Source organism: Cyclobacterium sp., from assembly GCF_014762705.1.
Lineage (GTDB): Bacteria > Bacteroidota > Bacteroidia > Cytophagales > Cyclobacteriaceae > Cyclobacterium.
The window spans coordinates 58,186-75,338 of sequence record NZ_JABURL010000106.1; the positions used below are offsets into that span (position 1 = coordinate 58,186).

Below are 17,153 nucleotides of genomic sequence, written 5' to 3' on the forward strand. Positions count from 1 at the left end.
TTCATTTATCAAAGCACCATATAGGCCCTACCATTTGGGTTGTCTGATTAAATGGTTGGCAATTTCATAAATAATATGGGTTTTCCCTCCCCTTTGAATATTGCAATTGAAAAACTTTTTGACGGATCATATTTGGTTGGTTTTTTGATCTCCTTATACAATTGGACAGGATCAATGACCCTCAACTGATGAAAGACGGATGCTTCATAATTTTCAGGTAAGGGTTTGGTGGTCTGAACACCCTTCGTTTGTGAAATTTGCGGTCGATAGGAAACCTGTACTTTACCCCCATTGGAATATTTAGCTTGAATGCCTTCTATTTTTTTCCCCGGTTTAACATATTTCTCATCATAATAGACATGGGTCATCAAGGTTACACTGTAGGTGGATTTTTTGAACAACCCCCCCGCTTCGGTTTCCCGTACTGTAAACCTGGCAAAATCGGCTGGTTGATAGTTTTCTATTTCAGCTTTTTCAATTTCCCTATCATCAATGGTGAATGAAATGTTCTTGGTCTTTTTCCATCGCTCAAAAACATCATCCTGAATCTTCTTTTTATCGGGAGGCCTTTCAAAATGAATACTTGTTTTCACTTCCGGATAGGCTTGCTGCAAGGCCAGCAATTTCTCAAATGCCAAATCATCAAAAAAAGGAAATGGCGTACTTTCTGACTTTTCTTTTTCATTTAAGCCAAGGAAAGCACTTCTAAGTCTTGGCAGGTCCAGTTTATTCAAATCCACTTCAAAGGGGTTTCCATCCTTGAACGCGCTGGCAAGGATTTGCTCATAATCGCTTGCTGTATGGTTTTGTTGGATCCTTTCGAGGGAGGTTTGGCCGGACGACAAAAAAACCATCAGGAATCCTGCCACAATAACGCCGATTGATTTGACCAGCATGGTCTTAAGGAAGGAGCTGGATTGGCCCATCATGATTAACCTTCTTTTGGTGGCGGAGAAATTGAACGGACTACTGATCGATATAGCAGCTTCGTTCCCTGAAATTTTATGGATTAAAAGCCACTGGTAGGCAGCTTTGTTGCGGAATTTGGCAATTACAGCTGCATCGGCCATAAATTCATGATTCAGCTGCATCGCTTTTTTGTAAAGCAATAAAACGGGGTTAAACCAAAAGACAACTTTTAGCACTTCCACAAACAATATGTCCCAACTGTGCCGCTGCCGAATATGGGTCAATTCATGAAATAAAATCTCATTTTCTATGGTCTTATTCTGGAAGGATGCTTTATCGACAAATAGAAAATGTAAAAAGGTAAAGGGCAGGGTGTCTTTCCTTAGTAAAACATAAGTACAATCCTTTTGCCTGAGGGTCAAATTATTTCGGATCAGGCGCCTGATTTGTACCAACTGAATAATAAACCGGACTAAAAAAAAGAAAAGGCCAGACAAATAAATCCCCATCAATAGGGTATTCCAGGGGACAGCAATATCCGATTGTGAAGGTAGGGGAGCTTCCCCTTCAGCCTGTAGCCCTCTTTGCGTTGGGAATGTATCGTTTTCTGAACTTATTTCACTGCTGAATGCGGCAGGCACCTTTTCTGGAAATAAATCTTCCCCGATTTGAAAGCCTAAGGGTACCTGAAGAAAGGGCACCATCAGGGAAAAACAAAGCGCAAAAATCAGGAAAAAACGGTTGAAGCCAAACATGCTCTCTTTCACCAAAAAGAGTCGATAAAAAGCATAAAAGATAAGCAAAGCAATCGTGGCCTTTAGGATAAATGTGATCATGGCTTCTGGGATTTTATTTGTTCTTCAATAATTTTTTTCAGATCCTCCAGTTCCTTTGTGTCCAATTCCGTCTCTTTGGTAAAAAAGGAAGCAAATTGGGCCGGAGAATCATTAAAGAATCTTTTGATCATGGTGTTTACTTTTCTGGAGAAATAGTCATTCTTTTCCACCACAGGGAAATAGGCCCGGGAGTTGCCGTATAACTCATAACGGATGGCCCCTTTTTCCTGCAATCTTTTGAGCAGGGTAGCCACCGTTGTATTTGCCGGCTTGGGCTCCGGATAGGAGGCCAGTATATCCTTCATAAAAGCCCTTCCTTTTTCCCAAATCAAATTCATAAGTTGCTCTTCAGCATTTGAAAGCTTCATGTTCTATTTTTTTAGATACTGATCTACAAATATAGAATATAAATTTTATCTCTCAAAAGGAATTTGTAATTTATTATTATAGTTAAAATAAAAAACAGAAGCTGACCTTTGGGGTTTTTCCAACCCCGAAGGTCTTTCCGCAGAACGTACACGAAAAAATCGTCGAGGTCTCAAAGACCTCAACGGTTTAGGATGTCGCCCCCCGGATCTACCCAAAAAGTGGCAGGTTCCTGCAGCGGAAATACATGGATCAGTTTGGTGCTGAGCTCGGTGCGGTCAATTCCGGAAACTTCAAAAAGTACTTCAAAATAGGCTGGTACCTCCCCCAATTGCCCGGCGATTTCACTTTCGATAGATTGCCGCAGAGAGGTATCCGTGAAGTTTTTAAGGCTCTGCGTGGCTCCGGTATCCCAAAGACCACAGAAAAGGTAAACCGTATTTTGGTTTGGACCAGGAAATTTGGCCATAAAGCCGTAATCGGTATGGTAGCCATCCGGATCACCAGATGGAGAAAAAACCTGTCCTTCGGCAGCATCGCCTTTTTCCAAAATCAATGCTTCCCCTGCCTCGTCATAGGCAAACCGGGAGTAATTGAAATAATCCCTGAACAAACCCAATGTTTTGATCATGCCTACCACCACAAAATTCTGGTCCTGCAATTCTTTGGGATTGAAGCGGGAAATGGTCCGGATGGAAAAGAAATGCCCGGCTGCGTCAAATAGGCGGGTGAGGTCTTTGATCCATTGCAAGCTGCCCCGAATAAGCAAGCCATAGGAAATAGGCGCGGTAAAAACTCCTTCCCGCTTGTCTGAATTCCGGAAAGTTTCAAACTCGGAAAAACTGTTGACCTGTGGATCCCGGATGGTTCTGTCCATTCCGTTTATGCTGTCCTGTTCCAGGTAAATAAACAAGTCTCCCAGGAAAACCGATGTGGGGTAACCATTCGTAACCAGATCCGACCATACGGTATCATGAAGCAAATTTCGGTTTTTTTGTCCCAACTGAAACCAGGCAAGCAGCAAGCATAAAATTGTTGTGCCTAAAATCAAGGGTATCCGAATCCATTTCTTTTCTACCCATTGAAAAATAGCCAAGTTGCGCCTCCTTTTTTCTAAAACTATTCCGTAGCTACCTTTGGGCATGCTCATCAGGAAGGGGTCATTGCTTCCTTCATTGGCGTAATAATTCCCTAACTTCTCCCGCAGTTTATAGGCATAAACCCGAATCAAGGTGCTCTCAGATGGATCAAAATCAGGCCGCCCAAAAACCTCAGCCGCAATAACGGTCTCTTTGGGCACGTCCTCATCTAATGAACAACGCACCAGAAAGCGCAGCAAATTGGCATAGGTTGTTGATCGGCCAAAGTCCTTACTCTGTATGATCTTTTCAGTAAGTTCCAGAATTTCAGCCTTGTCCATTCCCAACTTTTCTTTTTTTTCTTAAAGATAATCAATAACTTTAACAGTTAACAAAACGGTTTTTCGCCTTGGTAATTGGGCAAATTTCCAATTATATTTGGAGATAGTCCAAAAGACAAAAACCTTGTTTATAAACCCAAATTACATGAGTCGTATTGCATTCAGAAATCTTTTGCCCATTATCGGTTTATCCATAGGCTGGATAAGCTGCGGTTGGGAGAAACCGGAAGCAATACAAGAGGCCTACCGTGATCTACCTGAAGCCATTGACTTCAATTACCATGTCAAGCCCATCCTTTCGGACAAGTGTTTTGCCTGTCACGGTCCTGATGCTGCCAATCAGGAAGCAGACCTCCGGCTGGATATAGAGGAGTATGCCTTAGCCAGCCTGAAGAGCAATTCGGGACATTATGCCATTGTACCGGGAAAACCAGGAAAAAGTAAACTCGTCGATCGCATCTTTTCGGTGGACCAGGAATTGGTCATGCCCCCACCAGAATCCAATTTAAGCCTAAGCACAGAAGAAAAAGCCATTCTCACCAAATGGATAGAACAGGGCGCGGAGTACAAACCCCACTGGTCATTTATTCCTCCGGCAAGCCCGAAAATCCCGGAGGTGGAAAACAAAGATTGGGCAAACAATGAAATTGATCATTTTGTGGCTTCCAGCCTGCAAAAATCAGGGCTACAGCCTTCTGATAAGGCAGCCAAGGAAATCCTTATCCGCAGACTTAGTTTTGACCTGACCGGCTTGCCCCCTTCTCTGGAAGAAATAGCACGTTTTGTGGCAGACAAATCCCCCAATGCTTATGAAAAACTGGTAGACAGGTTACTGGCTTCTCCAGCCTACGGGGAACGCATGGCGGCAGATTGGATGGATGTGGCCCGCTATGCAGATTCGGACGGCTACCTGGATGACAAGCACCGGGATTTTAGTCCTTACCGCGATTGGGTAATCGAAGCCTTCAACCAAAACATTCCCTATGACCAATTCGTGACCTGGCAACTAGCCGGGGACCTGATTGAAAATCCAAGTCAGGAGAGCATACTGGCCACAGCTTTCAACAGACTTCATAAAAGAAATTCAGAGGCCGGAATCGTATTTGAAGAGTACCGTGCTGAATATGTGGCAGACCGCACCAACACCGTTGGAAAAGCCATCCTCGGCCTGAGTATGGAGTGCGCCCGTTGCCACGACCATAAATATGACCCGATCAGCCAGAAGGAGTATTATGAATTTTCTGCCTTTTTTAACAGTACCAATGAGATCGGCACTGCTGTATATGGCCCAGGCCAGGTGCCGGGTCCTTCCTTGCTATTGACCAGCGAGGAACAAGACAAAATCCTGAACTATATTGACAATGAACTTCAAACCAGGCAGTCCCGGCTTCATGAATTGGAAAACAAAAGCAATAAAGATCTCGAAACCTGGCTGGCAGGTCCGGAGAGCAATATCGCCTCCATTCAGCAGGGGCTAAAGAAAGGGCTGCGGGTGGCTTATGATTTTGACAATTTGCGGTCTGAGGCCAATCAAAAAGTTTTCAAAAGTCCCGGACTGGTTCCCCAAACAGCTCCTGCCATAATCAGGGAGCCAGACATCCGGGAAGCTGCCAATGGCGTTTTCATCAACGATTTTACCACGCTCTCCCTTCCGGATAAAGTGGGCTGGTTTGACCAGACAGACCCCTTTACGGTATCCCTCTCCGTATACCCGGACACCTTATATAAGGAAGCGGTTTTGTTTACCCATTGTGAAGATATCCGGCTGGGTTTAAAAGGTTACTCCTTATTTCTGGAAGACAACAAGCTGAATTTTATCATGGCCTTCAGCTGGCCCAGCAATGCCCTGCAGGTAAAAAGCAAGGAGCCAATTCCTGTAAAAAAATGGTCTGATATCAGCATTACTTATGATGGCATGGGCAAAGCGGCCGGCATTGGCCTGTATGTAGACGGAAAAAAAGTACCGGTAACCGTAGAAGCAGATCATATCTACAAATCCATTTTATTTGAACCGGATATTCACACCTATGGCTTCCGGGGATTTGTCCTCGGGGTGAGGGACAAGATGAAAACCTTTCTAAATGGAGGTCTCGACGAGCTGAAAATCTATGACAGGGCTTTGACCGGGCTGGAAATCTTACATGCAGCGGACCCCAAAAAGGCCCAGGATCTGATCGATAAGCCGTGGGAAGGAAAAAACAATGAAATCCTGCAGCAACATGTCTTCCAAACACAAAATGCTGAAGCCAGGAAGCTGAAGTCGGAGCTGCTCCAATTGAGAAAACGAAGAGCTGAAAATACTACAGATATCCCGGAAATCATGGTCATGGGGGACCTGCCTGAACCCAGACCTACATATATCCTTGACCGGGGCCTCTACAGTGCGCCTACCGAAGAGGTTTTTCCGGACATTCCCGAAACAGTCCTACCCTATGAGGAAAATTTACCCCAAAACCGACTGGGATTGGCCAAATGGCTATTTGCTCCTGAAAATCCGCTTCCTTCACGGGTTTTTGTCAACCGCATTTGGCAAATGCATTTCGGAAATGGCCTGGTAAAAACCCCGGATGATTTTGGCAACCAAGGCAGCATGCCCACACACCCTGAGCTGCTGGATTGGCTGGCCATCAATTTTCGGGAATCAGGATGGGACATCAAAAAGATGCATAAACTGATTGTAATGTCTGCCACTTACCAGCAATCTTCCAAAACCCGTCCCGAATTGCAGGAGAAAGATCCGGAAAACGAATTATTGGCCCGGGGGCCCAGCTTTCGCATGACCGCCGAAATGATCCGGGACAATGCCCTGGCCATCAGTGGACTTTTGGTCTCCAAAATCGGAGGGGAAAGTACCTACCCCTACCAACCGGAAGGGCTCTGGGATGAAATCAGCACCAAATCCTGGCGCTACCGCTATCAGCAGGAACCTGGTGAAGGGCTTTATCGCAGAAGTTTATATACCATCTGGAAAAGAACCTCCGGCCCACCATCCATGATGATCTTCGATGTGGGAGACCGGGCGGAATGCAAGGTGCGCAGAACGGAAACCAGTACACCCTTACAGGCATTGGTGCTGCTGAACGATCCTCAATTCGTGGAAGCTGCCAGGGTAACGGCAGAGAGGCTCATCAGCAGCTACCCTCCAGACAACCAACTGGTAAATGCCTTTCAACTGAGTACAGGAAGACAACCGGATAAAGAAGAACTGCAAATCATCAGGGAGTTTCACCGGGAAGAAACTGAAAGGTTTGCCAAAAATAAAGCAGAAACCCTGGCCTATCTCAGTACCGGGAGCCATGCTACTGACCCATCTCTGGATCCCGTTCAGGTAGCCGCACTGGCCACTGTGATCAACGGAATCATGAACACCACCGATGGATACACCATAAGATAACGCAAGTCATGAATGAAAATGAACATAAAATATTCGGAGAAAGCCGTCGGGGCTTTTTGAAAAAAGCTTCCCTCGGATTTGGGTCTATCGCCCTGTCCGGTATTTTGGGGCAAACGGGAGCCTGGGGCGGAAGCCTGGGCGATCCGGGACTGGGTGGCATATTGAATGGTACCCATTTTCCGGCCAAAGCAAAACGGGTGATCTACCTTTTCCAATCCGGCGGGCCCTCGCAGATAGAAACCTTTGATTACAAGCCCTCCCTGGCCAAATGGCACGGGAAAGAAATCCCCCCGTCTGTACAGGGAACCCAGCGCAATTCGGGCATGGTGGCCGATCAGTCCACTTTTCCCCTGGTAAAGTCCATCTATGATTTCAAGCAATATGGACAGTCCGGTGCCTGGGTAAGCGACTTGTTTCCCTACACGGCACAGGTAGTGGACGAGCTCTGCATCGTCAAATCCATGATCACCGATGCCATCAACCACGAACCTGCCGTCATGTTCATGCAGACAGGCTCCCAACTTAGCGGCAGGCCTTCTATCGGTTCCTGGCTGAGTTACGGACTGGGTAGTGACAACGAAAACCTGCCCAATTTTGTGGTCTTGCTTTCCAAAAGCTCAGGGTCCCAACCCCTGAATTCCAATGCCTGGAGCAATGGCTTTCTTCCCTCCCACCATCAGGGCATTCAATTCAGGTCCGGTAAAGACCCCGTTCTGTACCTGAACAATCCGCATGGAGTCCAGGATCATGACCGAAGAAGGGCTTTGGATCATATCAAAAAATTGAACGAAAGGCAATATGATCTCTGGGAAGACCCGGAAATCCAATCCAAAATCAGCCAGTACGAAATGGCCTATAAAATGCAGAACTCCGTTCCGGATGCAGTGGATACCTCCAATGAACCGGATTACATCTACGAATTGTACGGAGAAGATGCCCGAATCCCGGGCACCTATGCTTCCAATTGCCTTCAGGCCAGGAGGCTGGCCGAACGGGACGTAAAGTTTATCCAGTTGTACCACATGGGCTGGGACCAGCACGGCAGTTTACCGGCAGGCATCAAAAGGCAGGCACTCAGCACCGATCAGGCGACGGCCGGACTCATCCAGGACCTCAAACAAAGGGGCTTGCTGGAGGATACCCTGGTGGTCTGGGGTGGAGAGTTTGGACGCACCAGCTTCTCCCAGGGAAGGCTTACTGCCGACAACTATGGACGTGACCACCATCCGGGATGTTTTACCATGTGGATGGCCGGAGCCGGGGTGAAAAAAGGGATGGTCTATGGGGAAACAGATGAATTCAGCTATAACGTAGCCCGAAACCCCGTACATGTACATGATTTCCAGGCCACCCTGCTGCACCTGTTGGGCGTAGACCATGAGAAACTCACCTTTAAGCACCAGGGCAGACGTTTCCGGCTGACCGATGTACATGGGCAGGTGGTAAAAGACCTTTTGGCCTGAGATAATCCCCAAACGGGCAATTGACATGAACCAAAGAAGAAAATTCCTGAAAAATACGGTTTTGACCGGAGGGGCACTCTCCGTCTCCGGCTTATCTGCTTTTTATATCAAACCGACTGCCCCAAAGCTGGAGGAAGAAATCCTGGGTCATGGGGATTTCAGGTACCGGGTAGAGAAAGGATGGGGCGACCTGAATCCCCAAAAGCACCCTGTCAAAAACTGCCATGAAATGGTGATGGACAAAAAGGGAAGGCTCCTGATGCTGACCGACCATCCCCAAAACAATGTGATTATTTATGATACATCAGGCAAGTTGCTGGGCTCCTGGACCCTTTCCTTTCCGGGTGCCCATGGGTTGAGCATCCATGATGTGGGCGACGAAGAATTCTTGTACATCACCGATCCGGGTTTGGGCAGGGTGGTCAAGTGCAGCCTGGATGGAAAAATCCTGTTGGAATTGGAACATCCTGCCAAACTGGGGGCCTACGATGAAACATCAGCCTACAGGCCGACCGAGACCGCCATAGGGCCCAATGGGGATATATATGTAGCAGACGGGTATGGCTCACAGTTTATTTTACAATACGATGCCAAAGGTCAGTTCATAAGAAAATTTGGCGGGGACAGTTTTCTGCAACCCAACAAATTCAAACAGGCCCATGGGGTAGCCATTGACTACAGGGATCCCGCCAACCCTACCCTGCTTTGTACGGCCCGGATCAAGAATTCCTTCAAGCGGTTTACCCTCGATGGGGTGTATTTAGAGGAATACTACATGCCGGGCGCCTTTGTCAGCCGGCCGGTATTGGATGGTGAAAACATCTATTCAGGCGTCTGCTTTGGCATGACGGAGGGCAATTACAACATGCAACTGAACAGGGGCTTCGTCACCATTCTGGACAATGAAAACCGGGTGGTCTCCAATCCAGGAGGTACGGAGCCCCAGTATGAAAATGGAAAATTGAAACTTATGCTACAGGATCAACCGGTATTCAAGCACTGTCACGATGTCTGCCTGGATAGGGACAAAAACCTGTATGTCTGCCAGTGGAATGCCGATGGGCTGTATCCATATAAATTGCACCGGGTTTAATTTTTTAGCCTTTGGCAAGAACAACATTTTTCTCAGGTATTTTACATAGGGCGTCAACGTTGATTACAAACGTGAGTTCGACCTATTTTTATAATTAAACCGTCATTCCGAGAATTAACTTTTTAAATAACGCAGAAATCGGGATGATGATGCGGGTTTTTATCATATTGATTTTCAGCGTTTTAACTAACACGTAATCGGTAGGCTCTCAGAGTGGATATGTGCGGAGGAAGCCGTGGTAATCTTTAGTAAATCGGGACTGCCACACCATAGCCTGCAAAAAAGAGTTCCCCGTGACGATATAGGTGGGTTTTAAGTACGTTTCCAATTCGAACTCGCGTTACAAGTAAGATCCACCGTTGGTTGAATGCCTAGTCTTGGGTTCCTGAGCAGAGTCGGGCTTCGGTAGTGGCAGCCTAAAAAAGCGGGGGCTGATCATCTGATGGATTGATGGTAGGTTTTAATCGAACATCCCAATGGCGCTGGATTGTATACGAGGTGCCTCAGCCTGCCGAAAGCATGATGTGTTGACCCGTTGGTTTTTAACTTACCACGGCGAGCACAATCCGCTAGGCCATAGCTGTTTAGGATTCCACCATTGCGCTCCAATGGCCCAATCTCCAAACAGACTGGTTCATGTAATCACAGCCTATCCACCATAAAGTCCGAACTGGCATTACAAACCCATTGAATAATGTTATCTATTTGGGTTCGCAATACTACGATTCACCCATTAAAGCGTAATTTTTCCCATGTCGTCAAATCCGGAATTAAAAATACTTATTGATTAAAATTATATTTATTTCTAGAATTCACCTAGCAATCTTAACTTTAAACAAATATACCTGAATGTATTGTATAAATTCATTTTGAATAATATTATAAAAAACTTTGCTGATCGGGTAGGATTAATAGGTAATTTTGTTACCTCCTTATTATTCTCTGACAGAATGGCAATAATTTTTTTCTGTAATGCATTATGGTGCAAACCTCTATGCTTTTTATTAACAGAAAGTAAAATGTCAATAAGTTGTCTTGAATTATATGGAGATTTAATAATTTTATTTAATGCCAATTGTTCGGTCCGACTCTTGCTAAGCCAAATTCCCATCCGATCTTCCCAATACAGGAAATCCATAAAATCGTAACCTAACTTTTTAAACTCCGAGGTATTCTTTATCCATTCCTTATAAATTAACGTAGGGAATTTTAATTTCCCATTCCCCGTAATAAAAGCCAAATCCTCAGCAGTAACATTTTTTGCATATCCAAATACGCTTCTTGCAATTTCAAAGACATTCCCATTGATGTACACTTGGCCCTTAAAAACATCTTCTAATACTTCATTTGGAGGAAAATCCAGGCTTTTTTTCACATCTGATATATCCTCCATTTTTGGAATTTTAGAAGCATCTAAAATGACGATTTTTTTACCGTAAGCACGAGTTAATTTACCGGATAGGACAATATCATGATGGTTATCTGGCATGTTTAACCTCTTTAAGACGTAATAGGTGCATTTTTCTTCAGGAATCTCTAAACTTGCCAAAAATAATATTCTACTGTCATAGCCTCCGGTAACTGCCAAGGCAATTTTTTGGTGTCTATTAAAGATTGCTTTTAAATAGCCTTTAATCATGGTCGCTGCTATCCTCCCTGCATCATTCAAGGACCTTTCAGGCAAATTTTTATTGGGATAAAATCTTGTAACCTTTCCTCTTTTTAGATCAATAAAATGGTTACAATTTAAATGTTTAACATTCTTAACATGTGTTGAATCACCAATAAGAAGCTTTCGTTTCTTAAATACCTCTGAATTATAAAATTCAATCGCATGTTTATTGTCATGAGGAATCAATTCAATTCCCTGGGCAAGCAAGGAAACTTGTGAGGCAACATTATCAAACGATAAATCATAATAGATTTCTCTTTGACCAGTCGCATCATGAAAAATAATTAATGAATCTTCCGAAGAAAAAATAATGATAAACTCTCCGGTATATTTTGAAACTCTATCAAACAATGTTGACGCCGAACCTTTTGATAATTCGTCGATGATTTCTTGGTCAGTTAATTCAGGGAATTCCCAATCATATAGAGACCCAATTAAAAATAAATTTGGATTCCCCGTGGAGTTTTTAACTACGTTGATGTTTGGATGGCAAAAAAGGGTAAATTCCCCATTTCCAATAGATTCCTTTTTCCAATTTAATTGGTTCCATTTTTCTTTAAAATTAGGAGATCTGGTCAGTAAAAATTGATTTAGAAACATAATTAAGTCATTTTATGATTAAACCCAGATAATACAAAGAATTATCCGTAACTCGGTGGAGCCGCTTTAAAATCAACAGGTTCTTTGCTATTATCTACTTCATCACAAACTAGCTATGCCTTAGTGTCCAAATAGCTTAATTTTCTTGGGATTACATCCCTTCCTGATAAAAAAAGGACAGGCAATACTATTCCAAAATAAAGATATTGAAAAAAAATTATAATATTATTGTAATATTAATAAAAAAATTAGCTTATCATTTTTGAAATATGGGTTTATAGGACAGATACAAAACAGATGTAAATTTCAGGTCAGGAAAAAGAGTTGCTCCAATAATTACTTTTTTAAACTATTAATAAAATCCTCTTGGTATCCGGATATAACATTTTCAATTACTCCTTTTTCATTTATCAGGTAGAAAGTCGGGTATCCGCTTACTCCATAAGATTTGCCGATCGATTTGGCTTCGGGGATAACAGGAAAAGGAACAGTGAATTTTTTCAGGTATTTTGCCATATCTTCCTTACTGTCCACAGGATTAATATACAAAGCGGTAATCCCCTCAGCGAATTCAAATTCTTCTTCATTGAAATTGTCGAGGGCAACTTTACACCAACCACAATTGATCATAGAAAAATTAATCAGCACTTTTTGCCCCCTGAGATCTGATAGGTTGATGTTTCGCCCTTCCATATCCATTAGCTCAAATTCAGGAGCAGGCAGACCTGCTTCTAAACGATGCAGCTTTTCCTTTTCGCTGGCCATTTTAGACACATAATGGCTGGGATAGGAATAAGTGAGTTCCAAAGGATCGTTATGGAAATCATAATCAGAAAAGGTATAAATTATAAACTGTTTTTCTTTACCATTGTGATAAAGCCTCCTTTCGTAACGCTCCACCAAAGCTGAATGAGGATTTATAAAAAGATGGTTTTCGGTATAAATATTGATGTCTTTTATTACAGTATCCGTTTCCACTTTAAAAAAATCCAAAAGCTGTTTGTCTAAAATGGCTGTGTCATTTCTATACCTCCATTCCCCTGCTTTCAAAAGCATCATAGGAGAATAATTTGTTACCATCAGCTCATTCATTCGAATAGACTCCTTTTCGATGTCTTTTGTTGTATACACAATAACCACACTATCCCCGTGAAGGATTTGCTTGTATTCATCTCCAACATAGATGAGGTCATATTTATCCCGTTGGCTTATAAAATCATAATCAAAATAGGTATTTTTATTTCTTTTAAATTGGGAGGTACCTGCAATGGTGTCATTTTCTCCTATCATGTCTGGCCAAAGGGAAAAATAGTTGTAGGAGATATATGCATTATCTTCCATTTTTTGCTTTGCCAGCTCAAGAACCTCCTCTGGATTGGATTGACAGCTTATTAATAACCAAATAAAGCCGGTAATCAGGAATAATCTTGCCATGGTTGTTGCGATATTTAGTTAAAGATAATGTTATGTTATGTAAAATAAAAAATTAATTTAACGTCCCCTAACAATGACCCCCCATGTAACTTCGGTTTTTTCCAAATCTCCTAACCATGTAATCCTAATAACAACCGTCTCACCGAGTATAAGGGTTCGAACCAGGTCTAAATCAAGACGGATTAATTTTGGGTAACAAGCCGAACCTACTAAAGATTTATCATTTATATTTAAAATCTTAGAAACTTGAAATAGGGGAATAGGTCCAAATGCCTGGACCGGGTTATATTATCCTGATTTTAACTCTGGTAGTTTTACCCAAATCTTTTTATCTTTAAACACAGTTCTTTATTGGTATAGCAACTATGGAAAAGCCCCAAGATAAGGTCAAAGAACCCCTTGCCGGTTATGGACACTATTCCTATGCGGATTACCTTTCCTGGCAGTTAGACGAGATGGTGGAGCTGATCCGGGGAAAGGTGTTCCGACAGGCAGCAGCACCACGGCTGATTCACCAACGAATCTCCGGGAAAATTTTTAACCCCATTTGTAATTTCCTACAGGGAAAAAGCTGCGAAGTATTTTCTGCTCCTTTTGATGTTCGCTTGCCTTTTTCCTCCACAGACCCTGACAAAATCGATACGGTGCTGCAGCCTGACCTTTGTGTGGTCTGCGATCCGGAGAAGCTGGACGAGCTGGGCTGCGTGGGTGCCCCGGACCTGATCATAGAGATCCTCTCTCCTGGAAATAACAAGAAAGAGCTCCAACTAAAATACGAAGTGTACGAAGCCTCTGGTGTGAAGGAATACTGGCTGGTGCATCCCGATGAGCGTACCCTGCTGATCTATACCCTGGAATCAGGAGAATACCGCCCCTCCCGGCTATTTACTTTCGGCGACCGGGTAAGGTCCCAGGTACTTCCGGGGTTTGTTTTGGATCTGGATAAGGTGTTTGAGGAGCTGCAAGTTCAGGTTTGAAAATTTTATTCAGTTTAGTAAACGGGCATACTACTAAACCACTCTGATCCCGAGGAAAGGCAACCTAATCGTATATTTGTCATCAATTATTGACAATTATTGATTACTTTTGTCGTCTATAGATGACAAAAATATGGACAGTTTGTATATTTTTCATGACAATCTAATCAAGCAGATAGATGATACCTTCTTTCGTTTTCTGATACACACCATTAATTGGGAGCAACGGATGCTTGCCATTAAAGGCCCCCGTGGCACCGGGAAAACTACCCTGATGTTGCAATATATCCGTTACTATCTGAAACAACCTCGCGAAAAGGTTTTGTACGTGACTGCGGACCATTATTGGTTTTACACACACAACCTGGTAGAAACAGCGGATGAATTCTATAAAAATGGAGGCAGGTTCTTATTTATTGATGAGGTACATAAATATCCAAATTGGTCCAGGGAATTAAAGAATATTTACGATGGGTACCCGGATTTAAGGGTTGTTTTTTCCTCTTCTTCTGCACTGGATATTTACAGGGGCGAGGCTGATTTAAGTCGACGGGTGATCTCCTATGATTTGCCGGGATTATCATTTCGGGAATTTTTAAATTTGGAGGCAAACCTGGAAATTTCTGCAATCCCCTGGAATGATCTGATAAGCAGACCGAATGAACTTGCCAGGGATATTGTCAATGATATACAGCCATTGCCTTTTTTTAAGCAATACCTACGGCATGGCTATTTCCCCTACTTTAAAGAGAGTATCCCAGAAGAACTCCCCGTACGATTAAACCAGACCATAAATACCGTGGTGGAAACAGATTTGGCATTTATACAGGGATATAGCCAAGGGACAGCATTCAAGGTTAAGAAGCTTTTAGGGGTGCTGGCCGAGTCAGTTCCGTTCAAACCCAATATCTCGGCATTGGCCAGGAAGTTAGATGTAAGCAGAGAAACCGTTTACGCATGGTTTGTCCACCTGGAAAAAGCCCGGATGCTAAATCTGCTCTTATCCAAAGGGAAAGGAGTCTCCACCTTACAAAAGCCAGAAAAGGTTTATCTGGAAAATACCAATTTGGCTTTTGCCATGAAAACCTATCCTGACCTTGGAGCGATTAGAGAAACATTTTTGCTTAGCCAGTTAATCAATGCAAAACTATCCGTCACCTTGCCCAGCTCAGGTGATTTTTATGTCTCTGATATGCATATTGAAGTAGGGGGTAAAAATAAAAAAGCCAGCCAGGTAAAAACAGAAGCGGCATTCCTGGTTGCTGCGGATGATATAGAAATTGGCTTTGGCACGAAGGTTCCTTTATGGCTTTTTGGTTTTCTATATTAAAACACATATCACGACTACTGCTACGGGAATTGGAGGCTTATTTTCATTCTCATTTCGCCTATTCAAATCCAGTTTAATGTTTGCTTTTGGTGATCCGCATTCCCCGTATGCATGGTTTACCTCCCCGCTTACCCGGTTCAATGGTTATAATTTGTTTGTAGTCTACCATTGTGCAAATCTTTTATGTAAATAAACAGCATTTAAAACTTTCAATCTGTATCAGACAGACCTGTCAATTCAGCTATTTGTGTTTTCGATTTGTATATTCAAATTTACTTAAAATCTTAAACTCAGAATAGGCAATAGCCCTTATGCTATCCAAAGGAATCATTAGGAATTCTATTGCATCATCTGGGTTTTATGGTATAATTGCGATTAAAACGCCTAATAATCCAACCAAAATGAACAAATCCCGCTTAATTTTAGCTTTTCTCAGCATTTTAATCTTTACTAATTCCTGCTCAGAGGGTAAAAAAAGCAATCAAACCTCAGAAGATGGACCAACCAATTTCTTGCAGGATAAAACGTTTTTAGAAAAATATGATCCGCAGCTTATAGAGCTGAGTACAGGAGACAAACAGGCCAGGGTACTGGTATCTCCCAAATACCAGGGTAAGGTTTTCACCTCCACCGCAGCAGGTGACCAGGGTGAAAGCTTTGGCTGGATAAACTATGAAGCATTTGAAGGCCCTTTAGACCAACATATGAATGCCTATGGAGGAGAAAGTCGCCTTTGGCTGGGACCGGAAGGAAACAGGTTCTCATTGTTCTTTAATCCGGGAGAAAAGATGGAATTTGATCACTGGCACACCCCGGCAGCCATCGACCACGAACCCTGGGAAAAAATTGAGGCTGGCCCGAAAGAAGTCTCCATGGCCAAATCCACATCGATTACCAACTACCAGGGCACCGAGTTTGCATTGAAAATACAACGGACCATTACACTTCTGGAAGAGGAAGGAATTTTAGACAATACCGGATTGACCGCCGATGTCTCCTCCATCAAGATGGTAGGATACGAAACCATCAATTCCATTCAAAATACCGGAGATTTTAAATGGACCCAAGAAACCGGAGCTCCCTGCATCTGGGTGTTGGACATGTTCAAACCCAGCCCGGAAACTACCATTGTGCTACCTCTCCAACCAAACGAAACAAAAGCAGGCCTCACCACCAACTATTTCGGAATAATTCCGAAGGAAAGAATAGCAATCACGAACAACTACCTGTTCTTAAAGGCCGATGGTCAAAGCAGAGGGAAGGTGGGTGTCTCTCCCGAAAGAGCCCTTCCTATGGCCGCCAGCTATGATCCCCTCCAGAAGGTATTGACGGTCACCACCTTCGATATCGCTTCGGAATTGCCCTACCTGAATCAGGAGTGGAACACCACAGCCGATCCTTTCAAAGGGGATGCTGTCAACGCCTATAATGATGGTCCATTGGCGGATGGTAGCCAGATGGGGCCGTTTTACGAATTAGAGAGTGTTTCTCCCGGAGCCTTTCTTTCTCCGGGAGAAAGCATGGCGCATTTCCACCACGTATACCACTTTACCGGAAACGAAAGCGCACTGGATGAAATCGCCCGCCAATTACTGGGGATTTCCATCGCTGAAATAAATGAGGTGTTTAATCCGAAATAGACAATTCATTTCAAGTTGA

Annotated in this window: 12 protein-coding genes; 6 read left to right on the forward strand and 6 right to left on the reverse strand. The window is 43.5% G+C overall.

Annotated elements, in window-relative coordinates:
- Positions 1-47 precede the first annotated feature (47 nt).
- From HUJ21_RS20835 to HUJ21_RS20845, 3 genes are all read right to left on the reverse strand, one after another.
- Positions 48-1,745, reverse strand: coding sequence for a M56 family metallopeptidase (locus tag HUJ21_RS20835; protein WP_291372544.1), 1,698 nt, complete (start codon positions 1,743-1,745; stop codon positions 48-50).
- Complete coding sequence (locus tag HUJ21_RS20840; RefSeq protein WP_291372545.1) at positions 1,742-2,113, reverse strand: BlaI/MecI/CopY family transcriptional regulator; 372 nt, start codon at positions 2,111-2,113, stop codon at positions 1,742-1,744. Before HUJ21_RS20840 ends, HUJ21_RS20835 begins: the two co-directional genes overlap by 4 nt.
- Positions 2,114-2,292: 179 nt before the next feature.
- A complete protein-coding gene (locus HUJ21_RS20845) occupies positions 2,293-3,531 on the reverse strand; it encodes a hypothetical protein (RefSeq protein ID WP_291372546.1) in 1,239 nt (412 codons plus the stop codon).
- Positions 3,532-3,676: 145 nt separating this feature from the next.
- Between HUJ21_RS20845 and HUJ21_RS20850 the strand changes: the two genes are divergently transcribed.
- Genes HUJ21_RS20850 through HUJ21_RS20860 form a run of 3 tightly spaced genes read left to right on the forward strand, consistent with a single transcriptional unit; the run spans position 3,677 to position 9,481 of the window.
- The gene (locus HUJ21_RS20850) at positions 3,677-6,925 is read left to right on the forward strand and encodes a DUF1553 domain-containing protein (RefSeq protein ID WP_291372547.1); all 3,249 of its coding nucleotides are present in this window, start codon (positions 3,677-3,679) and stop codon (positions 6,923-6,925) included.
- Between the two features lie 8 nt (positions 6,926-6,933).
- Complete coding sequence (locus tag HUJ21_RS20855) at positions 6,934-8,388, forward strand: DUF1501 domain-containing protein (protein ID WP_291372549.1); 1,455 nt, start codon at positions 6,934-6,936, stop codon at positions 8,386-8,388.
- 25 nt (positions 8,389-8,413) lie between these two features.
- Positions 8,414-9,481: a 6-bladed beta-propeller gene (locus tag HUJ21_RS20860; RefSeq protein WP_291372551.1), complete on the forward strand. Its 1,068-nt coding sequence runs from the start codon at positions 8,414-8,416 to the stop codon at positions 9,479-9,481.
- Positions 9,482-10,286: 805 nt separating this feature from the next.
- Here HUJ21_RS20860 and HUJ21_RS20865 read toward each other — a convergent pair.
- The gene (locus tag HUJ21_RS20865; protein ID WP_166146395.1) at positions 10,287-11,753 is read right to left on the reverse strand and encodes a hypothetical protein; all 1,467 of its coding nucleotides are present in this window, start codon (positions 11,751-11,753) and stop codon (positions 10,287-10,289) included.
- 336 nt (positions 11,754-12,089) lie between these two features.
- Complete coding sequence (locus HUJ21_RS20870; protein ID WP_291372553.1) at positions 12,090-13,187, reverse strand: TlpA disulfide reductase family protein; 1,098 nt, start codon at positions 13,185-13,187, stop codon at positions 12,090-12,092.
- 365 nt (positions 13,188-13,552) lie between these two features.
- On the opposite strand from HUJ21_RS20870, the gene HUJ21_RS20875 reads away from it, so the two are divergent.
- Together HUJ21_RS20875 and HUJ21_RS20880 are read left to right on the forward strand one after the other, a co-directional pair.
- Positions 13,553-14,164: a Uma2 family endonuclease gene (locus tag HUJ21_RS20875; RefSeq protein WP_291372554.1), complete on the forward strand. Its 612-nt coding sequence runs from the start codon at positions 13,553-13,555 to the stop codon at positions 14,162-14,164.
- 133 nt (positions 14,165-14,297) lie between these two features.
- Positions 14,298-15,494, forward strand: coding sequence for an AAA family ATPase (locus tag HUJ21_RS20880; RefSeq protein ID WP_291372555.1), 1,197 nt, complete (start codon positions 14,298-14,300; stop codon positions 15,492-15,494).
- 73 nt (positions 15,495-15,567) lie between these two features.
- Here the strand turns inward: HUJ21_RS20880 and HUJ21_RS20885 are convergent, their stop codons facing one another.
- On the reverse strand, positions 15,568-15,663 hold the full coding sequence (locus HUJ21_RS20885; protein ID WP_291372556.1) for a DUF433 domain-containing protein: 96 nt from the start codon (positions 15,661-15,663) through the stop codon (positions 15,568-15,570).
- 232 nt (positions 15,664-15,895) lie between these two features.
- On the opposite strand from HUJ21_RS20885, the gene HUJ21_RS20890 reads away from it, so the two are divergent.
- Positions 15,896-17,134, forward strand: coding sequence for a DUF6786 family protein (locus tag HUJ21_RS20890; protein WP_291372558.1), 1,239 nt, complete (start codon positions 15,896-15,898; stop codon positions 17,132-17,134).
- Positions 17,135-17,153: the final 19 nt, after the last annotated feature.